General features: G+C 47.3%; 15 protein-coding genes and 1 tRNA gene. 6 read left to right on the forward strand and 10 right to left on the reverse strand.

Annotation, left to right across the window (positions count from 1 at the left end; translation table 11 throughout):
• Positions 1-52: 52 nt before the first annotated feature.
• Together JWJ90_RS02395 and olsF are read left to right on the forward strand one after the other, a co-directional pair.
• On the forward strand, positions 53-829 hold the full coding sequence (locus tag JWJ90_RS02395) for a hypothetical protein (RefSeq protein ID WP_205225579.1): 777 nt from the start codon (positions 53-55) through the stop codon (positions 827-829).
• Between the two features lie 29 nt (positions 830-858).
• Positions 859-2,586: a bifunctional ornithine lipid synthase OlsF gene (gene olsF, locus JWJ90_RS02400; protein ID WP_205225580.1), complete on the forward strand. Its 1,728-nt coding sequence runs from the start codon at positions 859-861 to the stop codon at positions 2,584-2,586.
• Between the two features lie 149 nt (positions 2,587-2,735).
• Here olsF and ppk1 read toward each other — a convergent pair whose 3' ends face one another.
• The gene (gene ppk1 / locus JWJ90_RS02405; protein WP_205225581.1) at positions 2,736-4,904 is read right to left on the reverse strand and encodes a polyphosphate kinase 1; all 2,169 of its coding nucleotides are present in this window, start codon (positions 4,902-4,904) and stop codon (positions 2,736-2,738) included.
• Between the two features lie 565 nt (positions 4,905-5,469).
• Between ppk1 and JWJ90_RS02410 the strand changes: the two genes are divergently transcribed.
• The 3 genes from JWJ90_RS02410 to JWJ90_RS02420 all read left to right on the forward strand — a co-directional run bounded on the left by JWJ90_RS02410 (position 5,470) and on the right by JWJ90_RS02420 (position 7,773).
• Positions 5,470-6,528, forward strand: a complete 1,059-nt coding sequence (locus JWJ90_RS02410) for a metallophosphoesterase family protein (RefSeq protein WP_205225582.1) — start codon at positions 5,470-5,472, stop codon at positions 6,526-6,528.
• Between the two features lie 306 nt (positions 6,529-6,834).
• Entirely contained in the window at positions 6,835-7,641 is an 807-nt protein-coding gene (locus JWJ90_RS02415; protein WP_205225583.1) for a hypothetical protein, read from the forward strand.
• Positions 7,642-7,697: 56 nt separating this feature from the next.
• Positions 7,698-7,773 (forward strand) — tRNA-Phe (locus JWJ90_RS02420).
• A 105-nt stretch (positions 7,774-7,878) separates the two neighbouring features.
• Here the strand turns inward: JWJ90_RS02420 and JWJ90_RS02425 are convergent.
• From JWJ90_RS02425 to dnaN, 8 genes are all read right to left on the reverse strand, one after another.
• Entirely contained in the window at positions 7,879-8,160 is a 282-nt protein-coding gene (locus JWJ90_RS02425; RefSeq protein ID WP_205225584.1) for a hypothetical protein, read from the reverse strand.
• A gap of 411 nt (positions 8,161-8,571) precedes the next feature.
• The gene (locus JWJ90_RS02430; RefSeq protein ID WP_205225585.1) at positions 8,572-10,482 is read right to left on the reverse strand and encodes an anthranilate synthase family protein; all 1,911 of its coding nucleotides are present in this window, start codon (positions 10,480-10,482) and stop codon (positions 8,572-8,574) included.
• Between the two features lie 353 nt (positions 10,483-10,835).
• A complete protein-coding gene (locus tag JWJ90_RS02435; protein WP_205225586.1) occupies positions 10,836-11,336 on the reverse strand; it encodes a rubrerythrin family protein in 501 nt (166 codons plus the stop codon).
• A gap of 311 nt (positions 11,337-11,647) precedes the next feature.
• Positions 11,648-12,292, reverse strand: a complete 645-nt coding sequence (locus JWJ90_RS02440) for a rubredoxin-like domain-containing protein (RefSeq protein ID WP_205225587.1) — start codon at positions 12,290-12,292, stop codon at positions 11,648-11,650.
• Positions 12,293-12,687: 395 nt separating this feature from the next.
• Positions 12,688-13,698, reverse strand: a complete 1,011-nt coding sequence (locus JWJ90_RS02445) for an NAD(P)H-dependent glycerol-3-phosphate dehydrogenase (RefSeq protein ID WP_205225588.1) — start codon at positions 13,696-13,698, stop codon at positions 12,688-12,690.
• Complete coding sequence (gene gyrA / locus JWJ90_RS02450) at positions 13,688-16,186, reverse strand: DNA gyrase subunit A (protein WP_205225589.1); 2,499 nt, start codon at positions 16,184-16,186, stop codon at positions 13,688-13,690. The genes JWJ90_RS02445 and gyrA overlap by 11 nt, the downstream gene beginning before the upstream one ends.
• A gap of 44 nt (positions 16,187-16,230) precedes the next feature.
• Positions 16,231-18,642 carry a DNA topoisomerase (ATP-hydrolyzing) subunit B gene (gene gyrB / locus JWJ90_RS02455; protein WP_205225590.1) on the reverse strand — a complete coding sequence of 804 codons (2,412 nt, stop codon included), beginning with the start codon at positions 18,640-18,642 and terminating at the stop codon, positions 16,231-16,233.
• 185 nt (positions 18,643-18,827) lie between these two features.
• Positions 18,828-19,955 carry a DNA polymerase III subunit beta gene (gene dnaN, locus JWJ90_RS02460; protein WP_205225591.1) on the reverse strand — a complete coding sequence of 376 codons (1,128 nt, stop codon included), beginning with the start codon at positions 19,953-19,955 and terminating at the stop codon, positions 18,828-18,830.
• 282 nt (positions 19,956-20,237) lie between these two features.
• Between dnaN and JWJ90_RS02465 the strand changes: the two genes are divergently transcribed.
• A complete protein-coding gene (locus JWJ90_RS02465) occupies positions 20,238-21,338 on the forward strand; it encodes a serine hydrolase domain-containing protein (RefSeq protein ID WP_205225592.1) in 1,101 nt (366 codons plus the stop codon).
• A gap of 147 nt (positions 21,339-21,485) precedes the next feature.
• Here the strand turns inward: JWJ90_RS02465 and JWJ90_RS02470 are convergent, their stop codons facing one another.
• Positions 21,486-21,674, reverse strand: coding sequence for a hypothetical protein (locus JWJ90_RS02470; RefSeq protein WP_205225668.1), 189 nt, complete (start codon positions 21,672-21,674; stop codon positions 21,486-21,488).
• Positions 21,675-21,682 lie beyond the last annotated feature (8 nt).

Here is a 21,682-nt window from a genome sequence, read left to right on the forward strand (position 1 = left end):
TTGTGTGTTCCCGGGCTTTCAAAAAGAATTTAACCCGTGGAGATAACATCAAATGTTTCGATTAGCTACTCTCAGCAGGCCATGTGATCACATGAGCGCCGAGGAACTCACGTTAAAAATGTCACCTCTTCTTTCCCAAGGGCTCGACCTGCTCTGCTGTCAATCTGTGGGACAGAGTGCATCTTTGCAGGATAAAAAGCAGGAAAACGAAGCCACTCTTCTGGCCCAACATATGGGGCTGACCTACAGTTGCTTTGCCTCTGATCGAAGACGAAAAGATACGGAAAAAAACTCTCCACTCTTCGGTCAGGTGGTGTTCTCGGGCCCCGGAGTCTGGGTGCTCAACAGCGGCAGTTTCCTTATCGGAGAGGGGAAAAACGAAGAAGCTGTTCTTTTTGCCCTGGTCCGCAAAAATGGATCCTCTGTTCTCGTGTTTAACTTTCACCTGGCAGACACAGCAAAAAAACAGGAACAGCAACTCACGCAGATATTTCAACAAAACATTCTCAAAGAACCCTACGGTGCTGTGGCCATCTGCACAGATCAACCGTCCCTTCTTTCCCAGAAAAAGTGGTTCAACATCACCTCGCACTCAACCTATCAGCCCTACCAGTGCGAGACCTGCGACCAGGGAATGATAGGACTGTTTAAATCTGAACAAGGATCAATCACCCAGTATCCCCAGGATATGGACCCAAAAAATATTCCAGGTCTCAGCTTACTGGTTGATGTCAAGCGAACCGTGAGAAGTAGACGTTCCCGCCCCTCTTTTCCGCTCTCCTTTCGTGAACAGTGGCTTGGCTACCGCGATAACCGCGTTTTTGCTTGAATTACCCCTGAATCCACCAAGGAGCACGCATGTTCACCGTCGACGATATCCTCCAGCAGTACTACCCTAAACTCAGCGATCGGCCCCTGCTCACACCGCCACTCCGTTTGGTGCTGCGCCGTTTACTGCGAGAACGGGAATTTGTTCTATTTGCCCAGGAGTATCCACATCTTCAGGGCATGGATTTCGTTGAACAGGTACTGGAAACACTGCAGGTTACCTACGCTCTCAACGATCGAGAGCGGGAAAATATTCCAGTCAGTGGACGAGTGGTTATTGTGGCCAACCATCCCATCGGCAGCCTTGACGGACTGGCACTGTTGAAACTGGTCCATGAGGTACGCTCGGATGTCCGCATTGTGGGCAATGATCTCTTGGAGGCAATCAAACCTTTACGTCCCTGTCTGCTCTCGGTCAAGGTCATGACCGGGAACACGCTCAAAGCGCAGATCGCCCAGATCGACCAGGCCCTGGCCAATGAAGAGGCGGTTATTATCTTTCCAGCAGGCGAGGTCTCCCGCTTCGGCACCAAAGGGATCAAAGACGGTCGCTGGCAAAAGGGTTTTCTTCGCTTGGCCAGTCGGGCCAAGGCACCTATCCTGCCCATTCATATTCGTGGTCGCAACTCGCTTTCGTTTTACACTACCTCAGCTGTCATCAAACCGCTTTCCACCCTGATGCTTATTGGTGAGATGTTTCGACGACAGAAAAAACCACTGCACATGACTATTGGCGGTCTTATTCCCTACAGCGCCTACGAGGGCCTCAAGCTAAGGCAAAAAGACAAACTGGCCCTGTTTCGAAAACACCTTTACCGGGTGGGAGCCGGGAAAAAAGAGATCTTTGCCACAGAGACCGCCATTGCCCGGCCAGAGCGACGGATCGTGCTCAAAAAAAATATAAGCCAGGGAGAGCTCCTGGGCAAAACACCCGATGGAAAAGAGATCTACCTCTTTCGCGGTAATGAACACCCCTCGGTAATGCGGGAGATTGCCCGCTTACGGGAGATAACCTTTCGTTCGGTAGGAGAGGGGACGGGGAAACGCAGAGACACAGACAGCTACGATCGGTACTATCACCATCTGGTACTCTGGTCGACTGAGGATCTGGAGATTGTCGGGGCCTATCGCTTTGCCGACGTAGGTAAAGTGGTGCAAGAACACGGGGTAGAAGGACTCTACAGCCATAGCCTGTTTCATTTTCAGCAAAGCCACTTTCCCTACCTGGAACATGGGCTGGAGCTTGGTCGCAGCTTTATTCAGCAAAAATACTGGGGAAAACGGAGTCTTGACTACCTCTGGTACGGCATTGGAGCTTTCTTGAGAAAAAACCCTCAGTACCGGTATCTTTTCGGGCCTGTAAGCATCAGCAATGCCATGCCGCAGATGGCCAAAGAACTGCTCATTTTCTTTTATAAGCTCTACTTCACCGACAGTGGCAATCAGCCCTGTTCGCGCAATCCGTTTCGTTTTTCTCTACCGGTCACTGACCTGGCCGACTCCTTTGTCGGCAACAACTACCGCCAGGATCTGGTCCACCTTAAATCACTGCTCGGTTCCATGGGGGCATCGATCCCCACACTCTACAAACAGTACACTGAACTCTGTAGCCCTGGTGGTGTTATCTTTTTAGATTTCAACGTGGATAGCGATTTTGGTGACTGTGTTGATGGTCTTGTGGTCGTCGACACCCATCAGCTCAAAGAAAAGAAACGCAAACGCTATATCGAGGATTCGTTTACAGATATAAGCCAGTAAACACACTTTGTTCCGCCAAGGGCAAGAGTTCACGGTGGGCAGAAAACAACGCTCAGCTCACCCTACGCAACATTTCGATAAAACAATAAAAAACGGGAAACTCCTCATCGAAAAAGAGTTTCCCGTTTTTCTCTCTCTATCTGAAGTCGTTACCGCTTTTTCCCCATCATCGCCTTTTTCATGTTGATGCGGCTGGCCTCGGCCAGTCGCTTTTCTGTCTGTTTGATCAGTTGACGATGAATACAGATAGTGCCGACCCGTCCTTTTGAGACCCGCTGTACATAACTGCCGTCGGGCTGCATCTCCCAAACATTGCGTTTATTGGCCAGCTGAAAATCGAGCCACTGGCGCAACTGCTTACGTAATTTAGGCGCCTCCACCGGTGTGCAGATCTCAACCCGAGATTCAAGGTTTCGTTGCATCAGGTCAGCGGATCCAATGAAATACTCCTCTTCTCCCTGATTGCGAAAATAAAACAAACGCGCATGTTCAAGAAAACGGCCCACCAGTGAAATTACTCGAATATTTTCAGAGAGGCCGGGAATACCGGGACGTAGACGACAGGTATCCCGAATAACCAAATCGATCTGAACACCTGCCTGTGAGGCCTTATAAAGGGCGGCTATCACTTCACGATCTTCCAGTGCGTTGGTTTTCAACTGAATCAAGCCTGGATTTTCAGGGGTATGTCCACGCACCTCCCGTTCAATCTTCTTGATCAGCGCCTTTTTAAACATCCGCGGCGAGGGCAAGAGCTTGCGGTAATGGCGCATCGGGGTGTAGCCGGTGGTAAGGTAATTAAACAACTCCGTCAGATCCGCCCCTATATCGCCGTCACAGGTCAAGAGCCCCAGGTCACTGTACATACGGGCAGTTCCCGAATGATAGTTGCCGGTACCTATATGAGCATAACGACGCAACCCGTTAAAATCCTTTCGAATAACAAAGATAACCTTGCAGTGGGTCTTCAGCCCGACAACACCGTAGGTGACATGGATGCCCGCCTCTTCAAGGTACTCTGCCCAGCGGATATTAGCCTGCTCGTCAAAGCGGGCTTTCAGCTCAACAACCACAGCGACCTGCTTCCCATTACGGGCAGCATCAATAAGGTACTCGATAACCCGGGAATCACCTGCAGTTCTATACAGTGTCATCTTGATGGCACGCACCTTGGGGTCGGTACTCGCCTCACGCAGATAACGCTCAACAGAGGTATTAAAGGACTCATAGGGATGCTGTACCAGAATCGAGCCGTTTTTGCGGATCACGTGAAAAATATTTGGGTCTTCATCGAGCAACACCGGGTTATCCAACGGCTTATGCGGTTCGTAACGCAGTTCCGGACGATCGAGTTTGGCAATCTGAAACAGATCCCGTTTGCCAATAATACCATCAACTTCAAACACATCGCGGAATTCATCAACCCCTAACTCGGCAGCCAACATGCCCCGGTGCAATGGCTCCATATCCTTATCGACTTCCAGACGAACGATTTCGGCAAATTTACGTTCACGAAGGGCTGACTCAATGACCAGCAATAGATCGTTAGCCTGCTCCTGGTGGGGCTCGGTGATGGCATTTCTTGTAACCCGAAAAATTTCGCAGCTCTCCACCACCATCTCCGGAAACAAGACCCCAAGGTTATTTGCAATCAGGTCTTCTAGAGTAATGAGATGACCGTTTTCACCAAAGGAGAGAAAACGAGGCATGTCCTCGCTTACTGGAACCTTGATACGGTTCATATAGCTGTGTTCGCTATCGGGGTAGCGCACACTGACAAGCAGGTTGACCGAGAGGTTGGAGATAAAGGGGAAGGGATGTGCCGGATCCATGCCCTGGGGAGTCAGCATGGGGTATACTTGGTCGAGAAAGTACTGTTCAGCCTCCTCTTTTTCCTCAGGGCTCAAATCGGCATAGGCAATCAAACGAATGTGTTTGCGGCTGAGATGACGTTTCAGTTCTTCTTCGAGTTCTTCCTGCTGGAGCAGGATATCACGCACCTCAATGTGACAGGCATCGATTTGCTCCTGGGGTAAACGACCATCCACAGAGAGTTCTCGTACACCGGCACCTACCTGCTGCTTCAGGCCGCCGATACGTTTCATAAAAAACTCATCCAGGTTGGACCCCACCACGGCGAGAAAAAAAACACGGTCCAGCAAGGGAACACGCTCATCCTGACCTTCATGGAGGACACGGCGGTTAAAAGCCAGCCAGGTCAACTCCCTGTTCAGGTACCATTCCGGAGATTCCAGATCAGTAATCAGCTTGGGAGAATTTTCTATCGTAACTTCAGGTTCAGACACTATCGATTCCATGGTGGTAACACATTGTAAGTAATCAGCAAAAAACAGAATCCAGGCTTAGCCATCCATTGCCACGGATTCTGGGAACATCCTAAAGGAGATTTATCCTACCTGAAAAACATTAAGTTTTGATTAAATTTAATCATTTCCTGGCAAATTAGAGAAAAATATATTTTTTTAAATCTATAGAACTATTTACTGTGTTTTTTTATTACGGTATTTTTTGGTGCGACAGGGTAGTTTTAACGGGACAAAAGAGGTATAATTCTCTTAAATACTCTGACAAAACGGCCACGTTGCTCTTTTTTTACCTTATCTCGATCTCTTTCTAACGGGTTTATGTTTTTTCTTTACCTGGAAAAAACAATTTGCTAGGTCTATTTGTCAAATTTCTGGCACCCAACTCCCCCTTTATCTGCCTTGAAATTCTATGGGTAAAACAACTCTATCGCTTATCTTTCTTACTTTTTTAAGCTTTAGCTTTTTTCAGGTTCATCCCCTGAATGCTACCACACCCCCCAAAAATGACACTGTGCCTCAAAACAGTAACTCCACTGTCGAATGGCACGGTGATTTGGTGAGTAGCAATACGGTAGCTGTCCAGCTCCTGGCTATCAATGAGGCGAACGCCAAAACTCCAAGTCCTTCCATTATTCCCCAGACGTTTGATACAGGTAAACCAATACTTGCTGGTTACCTGAAAAAAGTTGAAGCAAAAATGCCTGGGGCCACCTTCTTTCTCCACGCAGGTGATCAAAACCAGATTCGACTTTCAGGGCTCCCGCAACAATCATCGGCATCTGAAACCAATCTGTTCACCATGCTTGGTAACTCGCACTGTCGTCCCACCGGGGGCTATGACCGGGAATGTAATTTTATAGGGATTCCTGGTAACAACGAATTTATCCAGGGGGTGCAAGAAATGCTGCACCTGCTCTACGAATCCCGAGATGGGCAATCCAGCTATCAGCAGAACTCTTTTCCCTCTATCTGCACCAACCTCGTGGAAACAGAGAGCGAGCACCCGGTCTTCCAACCCTATGTCGTTCGCTTGGTGGACGGTGTTCCCATAGGGTTCATTGGTGCCTTGCTGAAAACAGAGCACAATGCAGAACTGGTGAAGAACAAGGAACACCTGGCCATCAGGGATGAAGCCGAGTCTGTAAATGAGTATGTCAAAATTTTGCAAGGACTGGGAGTTCATACCATTGTGGTCATGATCCATCAGGGAAACGAGAAACAGGCTGCATTGCCATCCAAAAATTTATCAGAGCACAAAATCCGCCTGCAAACAATGCTCGCCCAACTCGACAGCGAGGTTGATGTGGTTCTCTGCGGACAGTCACATTCCTATAACAACACCCTTGTTGAGGGAAAATCCGGGAAAAAGATGCTTGTGGTTCAGGCCTGGCCCCAGGAAAATGGCGTTGCCCAAATTCAGCTGCAAATCAGCCGAGCCAGCGCGGAAGTGGTGGCAATGCGTTCAACCGTCCATTCAACTCAAAAAGGAATGGAGAGCTATCAGAAAAAAGCCAACGTAGCCAGCCTGAATGCGCAGGGACAAACCAATACTCAGCAGCCTGCCCCAAGCACTGGACCACGGATTGCCTTCCCCGAAAATCGGGAAACAATGTAAAAATAAATTATTTATCCTCCTCTCTCTATTCATCTTTCATCCCTATAGCGCATACATCTTTTCCCAAGTCTCACTGTATTGTTCAAGCCTGTTCCTACTGCTTCCTTGAAGCAGTATCGAAGTCGAAAATTCAACAAAACTCTTGAAGTGATTGATGCAAAATGATGCAATCATGAAGAATTGTTGGGATATTTTTTTTCGTACCTTGATTTTCTCTAATTCTCTGTGCGATAATGCCTTCGTCCGGTCAGTAAATTTTCTACTTCTCCGCTGATTACGCGGTGTTTTTGATGATAGGCGAATATTATGCGTTGCCCAAAATGCGGATACACATCCTTTGATCATTTGGAAAGCTGTAAAAAGTGCCACAAATCCTTTGGTCCCGCTGTTGAGGAATTCAACGGAACCACATATGAGGCAGTGGCACCGCTTTTTCTCAAAATTGCACGGGACCTGGAAGAACCTCCGTCTCCTGAATCAGTGCAAGAACTTGATTTCGATGATATTGACCTCGATGACGAGTTAGAAGAAGAGCAGGAAAACACCCTCCGTCCAGGCATTGATACCGAATTCACTTTGGATGAGGACATATTGGCCGAGGCTACCAAGCCTCAAGAAGCACTTGCCGATGATGGGGAAGAACTGGTGGTCGATTTAGACGAAATGGAGGAAGTGGCACCTCGGGATGAATTTACCCTGGATTTTGATCAGGGCCCCGGCGACGACGAAGATTCGGAGCTTCCCCCCATCGATTTCGGCGATTTGGATATCTCTGACCTGGGGCCGCCCATGGAAGAGGAGGAGATAGAGGAAGAGCCGGAAGAAGTTATCTCCCTTGAGCAAGAAGAACTCTCTTTCAGTGAAGAACCGATTATGGAAGAGATTGTCGAAGCTGATGTCGCTGGGCCTCCGCCAGCACCGAAGCCCACCAAACAAGCAGGGAAAACCGGGCTGGAGGATCTCAACTTCAACGGGCTTGATCTCGAATCACCCTCAAAAATTGTTTCCGGCAGCGCAGCGGGTAAGCGCTATCTCCCTTCAGTTAAGACCGGAACCGCTCTTGATAAGTTTGATATCGACCTGGGCGAGCTGTTCAAAGACAACAAAAAGTAAAAAATTTATTGACAAAAGGCCACAATTTATGCTATTAATTCAGGCCTTCAAGTGTTGCCGAGATAGCTCAGTCGGTAGAGCAACGGACTGAAAATCCGTGTGTCCCTGGTTCAAATCCTGGTCTCGGCACCAGAGATACTAAAAGGGTTACAGCCAAATGGTTGTAACCCTTTTTTTATTGCCGTTTTCCCACCAGACCTTTCCCTCACCGTCTTCCTCTCTCTCTTTTTTCCACTATCAGCCATTTTTAGCATAAAGCAATCCAAGCAAGTCTTTTTCCAGCGACTGCCAGCAGCTTTCGTTCCCTATTTCACCACTTTCAAATGACACCAGGCACTTGGTCAGCAAGAGCTTAATCTCTTTAAAATAGACCAGTTTCGCCTTGTGGATGTTCATACTGTGGCAACGGTTGGCAAGCGCCGTTATCAACTCTTTCTTCTCTCTGGATAAATCCGATTTTCTGCGTTTTTTAGCCAGGATATCGATTTTGGCAATGGTATTTTCTTTGGGTTTCCCCATAACTCATTTCCTATCACGGATGTATTTATTTTTTCGAGATAAAACGAGAAGATCTGCGGTTAGTGCTCCCCTTGTTCTTCCTGGCTTCCTCATGGTCGATTCTGAAGGTATCAAACCACCGTATGCAGGTCTACGTTCTCCCCCCCCTTACAATCTTTCTTCTAAAATCTGTTGAAAAGGGTGTTGAAAACCTGTTCGCAAGCAGTTGATGAGCGGAGAGACTCTATTATTCCTCGGTTCTCACCATTTTACCCCGAGGGGGTAAACAACAATATCAACACAAAAAATGTATTTAAATTATAAAGTTACATACTTTCCCAACAATTCAACAGCGCTAATAATAACAATAAATTACTTATAAATAAAAATTATACTATTGAGTATCATTCTCTATCTGTGTAATTCCTTTCATTAAATGAAAAAAACTTCCTGCTTTGATTCCAAACTCTTTGATTGATCAGGAGGTTGTAGGAGCTGGTGAACCGCCTCCTTTAAAAGAGTGTAGCCGTTTCGGGAAAGAACGGATTCAGGGTGAAACTGAAAACCAATGAATCCACTCCCGTGGATAGCTGCTACTTCGTCTGTTCCAGGAAGAATCGATAGCCTATATTCACTGTTTTGGGCAACACCGGCAAAGGTGTTGTAAAAGCCCACCAGTTCTTTGCGACCGTTTAGGTTGATAGCCCGCTGCGTTCCCTGCAGCGGGCGCTCTTTTCGTTTCACCTCAAATCCCAGCTCTTTCAGAAGCAGCTGATGCCCCAGGCAGATACATAGAAAGGGCTGTTGTTTCGCTCGAAGAGTTCTGATTATTTCCCTATTCTTATGCATCTTTTTGTCGAATTCATCATTAGGGTTTCCCGGACCAGGGCCCACAATAACCAGGTCACTTTCGGATAGAGAGGCATCAAACAGGTGGTGGCGAACAATCGACGTAGTAAAGCCCATACACCGCAACATATGATTGAGCATCCATATAAATTCGTCTTCGTTATCGATAAGGGTTACATGAAACTGTTGCGAGGTGGTGTGCACAGGCTGTTGGCGAAAGAACCAAAAGGAGGAGAGACATTCATTGCGTCTGGCCAGGGTTTCGATTATTTCATCATCATTATGAAGGCTTGTCAGTAGTGGCGGGGAAACCTGTACATCTTGTTGTTGCAGGCAAGCCATCAATGCGCCGCTCTTGGCCCTTGTCTCAGCTACCTCCTCCTGCGGTATGGAATCTTTGACCAGGGTTGCCCCCACCCCCGAATAGAGGTTACCGCTACGGTCAATTTCGACTGTCCTGATGACAATGGGTGAATCAATGAAATCTTCTCCTTCTTCATCACGCCCCATGAGCAGTAGGGCGCTCCCATAATATCTGCGCGAAGCAGGACAGTATTTCTTGATTATTTCACAGCTGTTTTCAACAGGTGAGCCCACTACGGTAGCGGCAAACATGGATTCTCTGAACAGTTCCATCACATCCTTACTACTGGTTCCCGAGAGCAGATATTCGGAGTGGATAAGACGCGACATCTCCTTGATCAGGGGGCCGACGACAGCACCTCCACTCTCACACATCTTAGCCATCATCTTCAACTCTTCATCGACAACCATGAAGAGTTCATTGATCTCCTTTTGATCGCAGAGAAATCGTAGCAGGTCTTGCTTGAACTGTTTTCTCAACTCATAATTTTTTTCCTTCCTGAAGGTGCCGCTTATGGGGTTCATCTTGACGCGGGATTTGCGTACCGACAGATGACGTTCGGGAGTAGAGCCGATGAAAAACATGTCGGTATCATAGAAAATAAACTTCCAGTAGGTGCCGTAATCACTTAGCACCAGAGAACGGAAGATAGAGAGTGCCCCCTTGGTGGAGAAGCTGCTTATTTTTCCATTCATGGTACGAGGAATGACAAAATTGGCACCTTCGCCGTTCCCTATCTCATCGTTAATAATGCGCTGAATCGTGGCAGCATACGCCTCTTCACTGGTATCGAAGCTAAGTGGCTGATCAAAACTAATGACCTCTGTAGGAAGCTCTTGCAGCAGCTCCTGAGTGTTGATCAACTCCTGGTGATTTATGGTGATGGTGCGAATATGTTCATTGTTATCGTGCACACCGTACCCACGTTCACGAATCTGACAGAAGGGAATGACGGAAATAGAATCGAATATTTCCCGATTTTCCGTCACTCCCCGCAGCCGGGGTATATCATCAAGGTGGCGATGTTGTGAAGGAAGACCAGCGAGTAGCAGTATTTGATCGCTGTCCTGTTTCTGAATAAGGCAGAAAGCAGTGTCTGTGTCGAGCAGCTGTTGAATACGGAGGGACATTTCCATTCTCCTTGTACACTAACCGGATCATGGATGGGAGAACTGGAAAAAAAAAGCCCATACAGACCCGGAAGCGGCCTGTATGGGCTTAAAATTTATGAACTTATAATAAACCGGCTAGACTCTTCTTCCCATCACAATACCCAGCCAGCCACGCCAAAGAGTAAGGGTGGTGTAGGAAGAGAGTTTGTATGCGGAGAAATGAGTCATCGTCGATTGTGGGGGTACGTTGGTGGTTGGTATTTCAGGCTAATGTGCTGCAAAAGAAGAGTGTTGTCAATAAATAAAAAAGGCGGATAGCCTGGGGCCATCCGCCTTTTTTTTACAGAACTACCTGGATACTGCTGTCTGATTTAGGCAACCTGGGTAAAAACGGTTCCCTTTGCACCACAGACCGGACATTTCTCCGGGGCTTTTCCCAGCTCGATGTACCCACAGACCGGACAGAGATAAAAATCGGTTACATCCATATCTTTGCCTGCTTTGACTGCCTCGAGAGCCTTAGAGTAAATCTCTGCATGCACCGCTTCTGCATCAACGGCAAATTTGAACATGGTTTTTGCCTTGTGACCATCAGCCACAGCAAGCTCAACCATGGGCGGATACATCTCTGTAAACTCATAGGTCTCGCCATCAATTGCCGCCTGCAGGTTATCTGCGGTGGTGGCTATCATATCCAGAGCTTTGAGATGACCTTCAGCATGAATACGCTCGGCTTCTGCAGTGGTGCGAAACAGTTTGGCAATGTTTGCAAAACCGTCTTTCTCAGCCTTTTTCGCAAAAGCACGGTATTTCTGATTTGCTTGACTCTCACCGGAAAAGGCTTCTTTCAGATTGTCATTTGTAGTGGCCATTGGTGTTATCCTCCATGTTCGATGAATGATTTTGGTAATCTCACCTGATTTCTCAGCTCAGACTACCCTCATGTTTTCCTGTTTAACAGCTTGATTACATTATAATTTTAAGTAAATTAAACTCGAATGAAGGCATAGTACATTAAAAAATTATGATAGGCAAGTTTAAATGAGAAAAAATATCATTTAATATTTTTTCACTAATCAGATTGTTACCTAAATAGTGTTTGTCCATAAGTGAGGATTTTTGTTTAAGTTCGGGTAAGCCCGACTCCGAAAAGACCTTTTTTGGATGGGTATTAAAAAGCTGGTTAATTTTTCCTGTTACCGAAAACCAGCTTACCACCAAGGTGCCCGGCAATTCCAACCGCACTGACCAAAATCAATGAAAGGAGAATAAAAATCCATCGACCAGAGGTGGCAACAGTGAGAATATCAGGTTGCACCGCTCGCCAAAGGATAAGAACACAGAGCAAACTCACAGTCACAATCGAGGCGCCTATCTTAATCTTGAAGGTTGAGGTCATAGCCCCACGATACCGGTTTTTCCAAATCTCATACCCGGTAAAAATGACAAAGGGCATAACGATGAGAACAAAAATAAAACTGTAAAAAGCGGCGGTTTCAAAGAGGGGAAGTCCGAAAAAAAGCGTTATCAGGAGAAAAAGAAACGCCATGGGGAGCACACCGTTTGGTGTATGAACGGCTATGGGGTGGAGATGGTGCTTTACAATCTGCTCGGAGGCAAAGGAGTAGATTTTCTGGAACTGGGTAGGCTCCTGAGCTGGAACAGCAGAGGAAACAGGTTCTTCGACGACGGTCTGCTCATTCGTCGGTTGTTCCTCCTCAGTGACCTCGACAAAGGCACTCTTGTCGGCGGAACATATCGGGCATTCATCCGGTGGCTCGTCTCCCTCATGGATATAGCCACAAATAGTACATTCCCATTTTTTCATCCTGTACCTCCATAAACAACGAACATTGTTTCTGCTTCATACAAAAACATGGGGTAACTCGGGGATGTCATCGCAACCATCCCGTTTAGATATGGAATATTATTGTATGAAGTCCCATACATCGTTTTCAGCAATTATAGGAAAACGATATCCCTTAGACAAGATGTACCTAGAAATACTGGTGCTCTGGATGACCAGGAGCAATGCGAAAAGATGAAGGGTGTCTTGAAAAATTAGATTTTTCAATCAAGGTCAAGGCATGCTAGAAATTTTACCGCAGGCATATACTTGATATTCCGAGGATAAAATTTTTTACATAACGCAGAGATTGGCAGAAAAAGCAATTATTCAAGATTCCCTGAAGACTGTGTCCAGCAAAGTGGTCTGTAAACAAATTACTGCAGCTCGTTTTTGAGATCGCGCTGGAAGAGTTCGGCAACGGCATCCGCGCATTTTTTATCCTCATAGAGCACCTGATAGACCTGCTCAAGGATGGGCATCTCTACATCCATGCTTTTGGCGAGTGCATGACAGGATTTTGTTGTTTTGACCCCTTCTGCCACCATTTTCATCTCGCTGAGTGCCTGATCAAGGGTCAGCCCAGAGCCAAGTTTGAGGCCGACAGTTCTATTTCGGCTCAAATCGCCGGTACAGGTGAGCACCAGATCTCCCATGCCGCCAAGACCGGCAAAGGTCTGGAGTTGTCCCCCCAGGGCCACACCCATACGGGATATTTCAGCCAGACCTCGGGTCATCAGTGCTGCCCGGGTATTCAAACCATAGCCAAGACCGTCACAGATACCAGCTGCTATGGCTATAATATTTTTCATGGCTCCACTGATTTCAAGTCCAATTACATCACTTGAAGAGTAGACCCGAAAATAATCCGTGGAAAAGAGATGTTGCACAGCCTCTGCTGCTTTGAGATCCTTAAAAGCAACCGTAACGGCGGTGGGTTGTTTATTCGCAACCTCTTTGGCAAAACTGGGACCACTCAGCACACCAAGCTGCAGATGTTTACAGCTTGTTGCCTCCTGCTGCATCACCCCGGTCATGGTCATACCGCTGGCTATTTCAATCCCTTTCACCGCTGAAACGATAAGGGTGCCTTCAGGAAGCACAGGAAAGAGCTTTTTATAGACCTCTCGGTAGCCGTGTGAAGGAACCACCATGCAAATACACTGGGCGCCGCCAACCGCTGCAAAAAGATCATCGCTGACGCTGAGGCAATCAGGAAAGGGGTGTCCTTCCTGATAGCGTTTGTTTTCACGATCCTGGGATAAGATATTGATGTGTTCCACATCTCTATCCCAAAGGGTAACATTGACGCCTTTACGGGCCAGTAAGAGAGCCAGGGCCGTACCCCAGCTCCCGGCCCCGATCATCGCGACCTTATCAATCTTCATTTTCCCCCTCGACTCTTTCCTCGTCGTTCTCATCGTCTTCCACGTCCTCTTCCCTGGCAAGGATAGACATATCGACAACAAATTCATCCTCTTCCAGATTAATCAGACGGACGCCCTGCGTGTTTCGACCAATAATGCGGACAGTATCCATGGGCATACGGATGATCTTTCCGGAGTTGGCAATCAGCATGACCTGGTCTTCATCAACAACCGGAAGCACGCCGACAACTTTACCATTACGCTCACTGGTTTTGATGGCAAAGACACCTTTACCGCCACGAGCCTGCAGTTTGTATTCGGAGGCTGCCGTCCGTTTACCGTAACCGTTTTCGGTGACTGTAAGCACGGAATCATCTGCGCTGATGATAGCCATCCCAACCACCTGATCGTCTTCGCTCAGGTTGATACCTTTAACACCGGCGGCCAGACGTCCCATGACACGCACATCGGACTCATGGAAATGAATGGAGAGCCCTTTTCGGGTGACAAGAAATATCTCATCGTCTCCACTTGTTATGGCAGCAGAGAGGATTTCATCATCATCACGTATGGTTAAACCAAATTTTCCTTTCCGTAAAGGACGCTTGTATTCAGATATTGAGGTCTTTTTCACCCGGCCCAGCTTGGTAACAGTGAGGACTGAGACGGAATCTTCCATATCAGCGAGACCGGCCACCGGAAGAATGGCGGCAACCTTCTCGTTTTCTCCGAGTTCCAGCAGGTTGACAATGGCCTTGCCGCGAGCTGTACGACCGGCCAGTGGCAGCTCATACACCCTGCGCCAGAAAACCCGCCCACTGTTGGTAAAAAAGAGGAAGGTATCAAGGCTTGAGGCGGTATAGAGTTTGGTGACGAAATCGTCCTCTACACTGACCATGCCACGAACGCCTTTACCACCACGACGTTGAGCCCGGTAAAGAGCCAGCGGATTGCGCTTAATATAGCCGCTGTGGGAAATGGTGACCACCATCTCTTCAGGAGCTATCATATCCTCGGGCAGGATTTCATCGGGCGCGTCAATAATTTCGGTCCGACGTTCATCGCCGTAGTCTTCCCGAATGGCAGTAAACTCATCACGAACAATTTGAACAACGAGATTGTCATCGGAAAGAATCTGTTTGAGCCAGGATATTTGAGCCAGGATTTCCTCATAATCATTGATGATTTTGTCGCGTTCCAGGCCGGTGAGACGCTGCAGCCGCATATCGAGAATAGTCTGTGCCTGAATTTCGGAGAGCTCAAAGCGGGCGATTAATCCGGCTTTAGCCTCTGCCGGGTTAGCGGAGGACTTGATCAGTTCCACCACCTCATCGAGATTGGTAATGGCTATCTTTAAGCCTTCGAGAATATGGGCTCGTTCCTCGGCCTTACGCAGTTCAAAGGCGGTCCGTCGATAAATCACGGTTTTACGGTGGACGATGAAGTGCTGCAGGATCTGTTTGAGATTGAGGATTTCCGGCTTATTATTGACAATACAGAGCAAAATGATACCAAAGCTCTTTTGTAGCGGGGTCATTTTGTAGAGCTGATTGATAACGACATCGGCGATCTCGTCTTTGCGCAGATCGAGAACGACGCGTACACCGTGACGGTCGGACTCATCACGAATCTCGGAAATGGAGGTTATCCGTTTTTCCTTCATCAACAGGGCTATTTTCTCAACCAGGGTGGCTTTATTCTGCTGATAGGGGATTTCGGTGATAACTATGGATTCGGCGTTGTTGCCCCGTTGTTCGATATGGTGTTTGGAGCGCATCAACACTACACCACGGCCGGTCTCGTAGGCTTCGCGAATCCCTGCACGCCCACAGATAAAACCGCCGGTGGGAAAGTCCGGTCCGGTGATGATTTCCATAAGCTGATGCACGGTGATTTCCGCATCGTCAATCAAGGCCATCAAACCATCGATAACCTCTGTCAGGTTATGTGGCGGTATTTTGGTCGCCATACCTACAGCAATACCCTCTGACCCATTTATGAGAATATTGGGTATTTTGGAAGGCAGAACCGCAGGCTCCAGGAGGGAGTTATCGTAGTTGGGAACAAAATCAACGGTTTCCTTATCGAGGTCCGCAACCAGCTCCTGGTCCAGCCGGGTCATCCGTGCTTCTGTGTAACGCATGGCAGCGGCAGAGTCGCCATCCATGGAACCGAAGTTTCCCTGGCCGTCAACCAGGGGGTAACGCATGGAGAAATCCTGGGCCATACGCACCAGGGTATCATAAGCTGCAGTATCGCCGTGGGGGTGAAATTTACCTATTACATCACCGACAATACGTGCCGATTTGATGTAGGCTCGATTATAGGTATTGCCGAGCTCGCGCATGGCGTACAGGGTTCGGCGATGAACCGGTTTGAGGCCATCGCGTACATCGGGCAGGGCTCTGCCGATAATGACGGACATGGCATAATCCAGGTAGGATTTCTGTAATTCCCTGGATATGGCAATGGTGGGCTGTTGGGGGGTATCTGTTGATTGTTGGGTCATTATGCTATCCTAAGTGACTCGTACGTTATGGGAGAGTGGTCGTTTTATATGTCAAGATCCGCAACTTCCAGGGCATGATTTTGAATAAAATCACGGCGAGGCTCGACTTTATCTCCCATGAGCGTTGTAAAAATATCATCAGTCAGAGCAATATCATCGATATTGACCTGGACCAGAGCGCGGTTTTCCGGGTTCATCGTTGTATCCCAGAGCTGCTCCGGATTCATCTCACCCAGACCTTTATAGCGCTGGAGATGTGATCCCTTAAAGGTTTCCTCACGGACAACCTCTATCAGTCGACGCCAGTTTTCAACATCGATGATCGATTCCTGACCGGTTGAACTGGTACGAATCAGGGCAAAGCTGCTCTGGAGATACTCTTGAATGCCTGTGTAGAGCTCCAGGGCATGACGATATTCGTTAATCAGAGGAATATTGGGGCCCACAACAGCAGTTACGTGGGATTCACCGGCAATAGTGACATCAAGCTCAAAGCAGGCTGGACGCCAGATACAAGGCCGAATCGGACCAATAGAGGAGGCTTTCCCTTCAAGTTTTCTCGCCAAGTCTTCCACAAATTCCCGGTTTTCAAACTGAGAAGCTGTGTGAATATTTTCGGCCAAAAGGAAGAGGGTCAGGGATTCCTTGATATTCATCCGTTCCAGATAGGCGAGGACGCGGGCAAAAGCGGAGAGTTTTTTCAGCATAGTGATCATCTGATCTTGGGCGATCTCTACTTCTTTTTCGGTCTGAATGCGCAGCATCTGGCTGGCCTGACTGTAGAGGTAAGCGTTGAGTTCTTCATCATCGAGAAAATACTGCTCTTTTTTTCCTCTGCCCAAACGATAAAGCGGGGGTTGACCAATATAGATGTGACCGTTTTCAATCAGGGGCAGCATCTGGCGGTAGAAAAAAGTCAGCAGCAGGGTACGAATATGAGCGCCGTCAACATCAGCATCGGTCATGATGATAATTTTATGATAACGCAGTTTTTCCAGATCAAACTCTTCACTACCAATACCAGTCCCCAGTGATGCCACTAGCTGTCTGATTTCCTCGGAGCCGAGAATTTTATCAAACCTGGCTTTCTCGACGTTCATAATTTTTCCACGCAGGGGGAGGATGGCCTGAATGGAACGGTCCCGTCCCTGTTTAGCCGAACCGCCAGCCGAGTCACCCTCTACAATAAAAAGCTCACGCTGGGCAGGGTCCTTGGACTGACACTCAGCCAGTTTTCCAGCCATCATCACCGAGACAGAACCTTTCTTTCGGGAAAGGTCACGGGCTTTACGGGCTGCGTCACGGGCACGGGCTGCTTCGACCGCTTTGCTGAGAATTGCCCGGGCCACCTGTGGGTTTTCTTCCAGGTAGGCGCCAAGCTTTTCATTACACAGGGACTCCACAATCGACTTGACCTCAGAGTTGCCCAGCTTGGTTTTGGTCTGTCCTTCAAACTGCGGGTTGGGCACACGCACCGAGATAATGCAGGCCAGTCCCTCACGGACATCGTCGCCACCCAATTTTTCTTTGAGATTTTTAGGAACAACATCGTCACTTGCGTAGCGATTGATGCATTTGGTCAGGGCGGCACGAAAGCCAGCCACATGGGAGCCGCCTTCTTTTGTATTGATATTATTTACAAAAGAAAAGAGACGCTCGGAGTAGCCATCAAAGTACTGAAGGCAGATGTCTACCTGGACATCGTCTCTTTCACCGGTGATGAGAACCGGGATGGGGTGAACCGCAGTACGATTTCTATTGAGATATTCAACATAAGAAACGATACCGCCTTCAAAATGAAAGGAATCCTCGGCACCGTCACGCTCGTCTTTGAGAACTATGAGGATATTTTTGTTGAGAAAGGCCAGTTCCCGCATACGGTTTTTGACAATTTCATATTGAAAAACCGTGGTTTCGGTAAAAATATCAGGATCTGGTTTAAAATAAATTTTGGTTCCAGAATCCTCACAGTTGCCTATTTCTTCGATATCACCGGTTCGATCACCGTACTTGTAGGACTGTTTGTAGATGGTGCCATTTCGGTGCACCACAGCGCTGGTTTCTGCACTTAACGCATTAACAACAGAAACACCCACACCATGCAGACCACCGGAGACCTTATAGGTTGAGTGGTCGAATTTACCACCGGCATGGAGGGTGGTCATAACCAGTTCCAGGGCGGACATATTTTCAGTGGAGTGCATATCCACCGGAATACCGCGTCCATTATCCTCAACGGTTACAGAATTATCGGAGTGGATGGTTATGCTGATTTGGGAGCAGTAGCCAGCCAGTGCCTCATCAATGGAGTTATCAACCACCTCGTAGATGAGATGATGCAGACCTTGAACACCGGTATTGCCGATATACATGGAAGGTCTTTTGCGAACAGCCTCAAGTCCATCAAGAACTTTAATCTGATCCGCACCATAGGAAGTGTTGCTTAATTCACTCACGTTTATCCTTCACTGTAGAGTTGTTGTTCTCGTAGCAAGGTGTTGAAAACTTTAATAACATCTTGTTTTCACACTTTTAGTTATCAATAAAGTTGTTACGAGTTGATAAAACAAGTTCTTGGACAAATAAAAAAAACCGGGGAAAGACCCTGGCAAAAGGTGTCAGAGAAAGGCTTGGACAATCCCTATAATTTCATGGGCATAATCACGCTCAAAAAGCCGGGATCGTCTTCTGAGGTGATCATGCAGGGGCTTTCCTGGTTATTGATGGAGGCAATGACAGTTTCTCCCTCCATAACCTGCAGAGTATCTATGAAATAGCGGCAATTGAAACCAAGAGAGAGTTCCTCACCGGAATACTCAACTTCAAATTCATCTTTGGCTGATCCAAAGTCGGCATTCTGTGAGGTGAGTACTATTTTCCCCTCTGTGACATCCATTTTGATGGCATGAAAGAGATCTTCTGTGAACAGATTGATCCGTTTCAGACTCTCAAGAAAGCGGGTTCTGTCAATATGAATGGAGTTCTCTTTGGATAAGACATTAAGCAATCCCTGGAAATCGGGAAAATCGCCTTCCATCAACCGAATAATGAGCAGAGAGTCATCACTCTTCAAAACAGCCTGCTTTTCTTCAACGCCAAAAGAGAAGGTATTGCGGTTTTCACAGAATTTTCGAATTTCCTGCACGCCTCGGCGGGGAATGAGGGTTGTATCAAGATTGAGGGCATCCAGGCCTGCATCAACATCCCGGTTCATGATGGTGAGACGATGGCCATCGGAGGTGATCATTTTCAGGCTGAGCTGATCATCGGTTTTCACCTTCTGCAACAGAGCAGCGGTGAGGGTGAACATGTTTTCCTTATCCTGGGCGATGGAAAAAATTGTTTTATCGACAAGATCGACCATGATACCACTGTCCATGGAAAGCATGGCATCTTCGTCGTACTCAGGAAACTGGGGAAACTCATCGGCCACCATTCCGGCTAACCGGTAGACACTTGGGCCAGCGGTAATCTCAACCCAGTTTTTTTCCAACTCCTTAAAAGAAAAGGTTGAGGAGTTCGATTCGCGGGTTATTTCGAAGAGTTTTTTAGCTGGAAGGGTCAAGATACCTGTTTCGATAACTTCTGCAGGAATGGACTGTTTTAAGCCTATTTCCAAATCGGTTCCCGTGAGAACTATCTGCTCCTGTTCAACCTCGACCAGTACGTTGGAAAGGATAGCTAACGTTCCTTTTTTACTGGTAATATTTTGCTGAGCACCGATTCCTCGAAGGAGATCATCTCGGTTTATGTTAAACTGGAAGGCCATAATAACATTCCTTTCTTTTTATAAATTATTTGTTGTTGTTATTAACGCTGTTTAAATGTGGAAATACTATATAACTAATTAAATTTTATGCATATTTAATGTTAAAAAGATTGTTTGGCAGGTAGGGGGTATAAGGTGAAAAAGTGGAGAATGCTGCTTATTTGCAACAGGTTGCGCACAGGTTTTCAACAATCTTATCAACACGTTTTACTCAAGGAGTAAAAATACTCGAATTTGGGTAAAAAATCAAATAATTTATGTTATTTGTAATGTCAAAAAAATATGAAAAATCAAATAAATAAAATACTTGATACCCTGGGTGCTCAGGGGGTGGCTGAAGGTGTTTTTTCTGGTATGAGTGCCGGAGTGAGTATTGGTTCTAAAAACAGCCGTTTTCGCAGCTTCACAAGTGCAGGAAAAACACGGCAGGATGCACTGGGGACAACGGTTTCAGAGCAGACACTCTTTGATCTGGCCTCGCTGACCAAACCTCTTTCCACAGTGCTTTTAACCCTGCAGCTCATCGGTGAGCAAAAACTGGATTGGCATACGCCCCTTGATCGATTTCTAGAGTTGAATTATCCCCAGGTTGAACTCTACCACCTGTTGAACCACTCCTCGGGATTACCTGCCTATCACCCTTATTTTCGACAGTTCGCCCCCAGGCAAGATAAAGAGGCTCGACAAAGGCTCTTTGGGCTTATTCGCAGCGAGCCGTTGATTTATGAAACCGGATCAGGTTCTCTTTACAGTGATTTGGGCTTTATTTTGCTGGGTAAATTGATTGAGCAATGTACGGGAAAGGATTTGGATGTTCTGTTTAAGGAGCGAATAGCCAGTCCTCTTTCCCTAGAAAAAGATATATTCTTTCATCCCATAGGGGGAGAACAAGGGCCTATTGAACGTGAAGTTGCAGCAAGCGAAGCATGCCCTTGGCGAGGGAATATCCTTCAGGGGGAGGTGCACGATGAACATTGCTGGCTTATGGGAGGGGTGGCGGGACACGCGGGATTATTTGGCTCAGTGAAGGGCGTAATCTGCCTGTGTGAGCAAATTCTCGATTTATGGAAAAGGGAGAGTGCGCAACTACCGATAGAATCTAAAATACTGCGGTATGCCCTGCAAACAAAACAACCGCATTCCGACTGGTGTCTGGGATTTGATACGCCTACACCTGGAGGCTCGAGCAGTGGTCGATATTTTTCATCCACCAGTGTAGGACACCTGGGGTTCAGCGGTACTTCTTTCTGGATAGACCCTGTAAAAGAGGTGATAGTGGTTTTGCTCACCAATAGGATACATCCCACAAGGGAGAATACGAAAATACGCAGTTTTCGACCGCTGTTTCACGATCGAATAATGGAGATAGCTATCGCTCGTTAGTGCCCCATCAGAAAGGGTCTTTTCGGAATCTGCGCTTACCTGAACTTGAACAAAAATCCTCATTTCTGGACGGACACCAGTTAGCCGAATAAAAAAAGCCCTGTGATCAAATGACCACAGGGCTTTCTTATGCTCAGCAGAAAATACTTACCACCAGCAGACTGTTTTGTCGTTGGCGAAAATTTTCTGTACGAGTGTATCGTAGTTGGGTTCGCCGTCATAGAGTTTGAACTCATCAGCAACCCGGTCGCGGTTGAGGATCTCAACCAGCTTTTTTATATCATCGGTGGGCTCAGATCTGTAGACCTGGAGAATTTTCATTGCATCATCACTCATCGCTCAAT

Source organism: Desulfobulbus rhabdoformis, assembly GCF_016919065.1.
GTDB classification, from domain to species: domain Bacteria; phylum Desulfobacterota; class Desulfobulbia; order Desulfobulbales; family Desulfobulbaceae; genus Desulfobulbus; species Desulfobulbus rhabdoformis.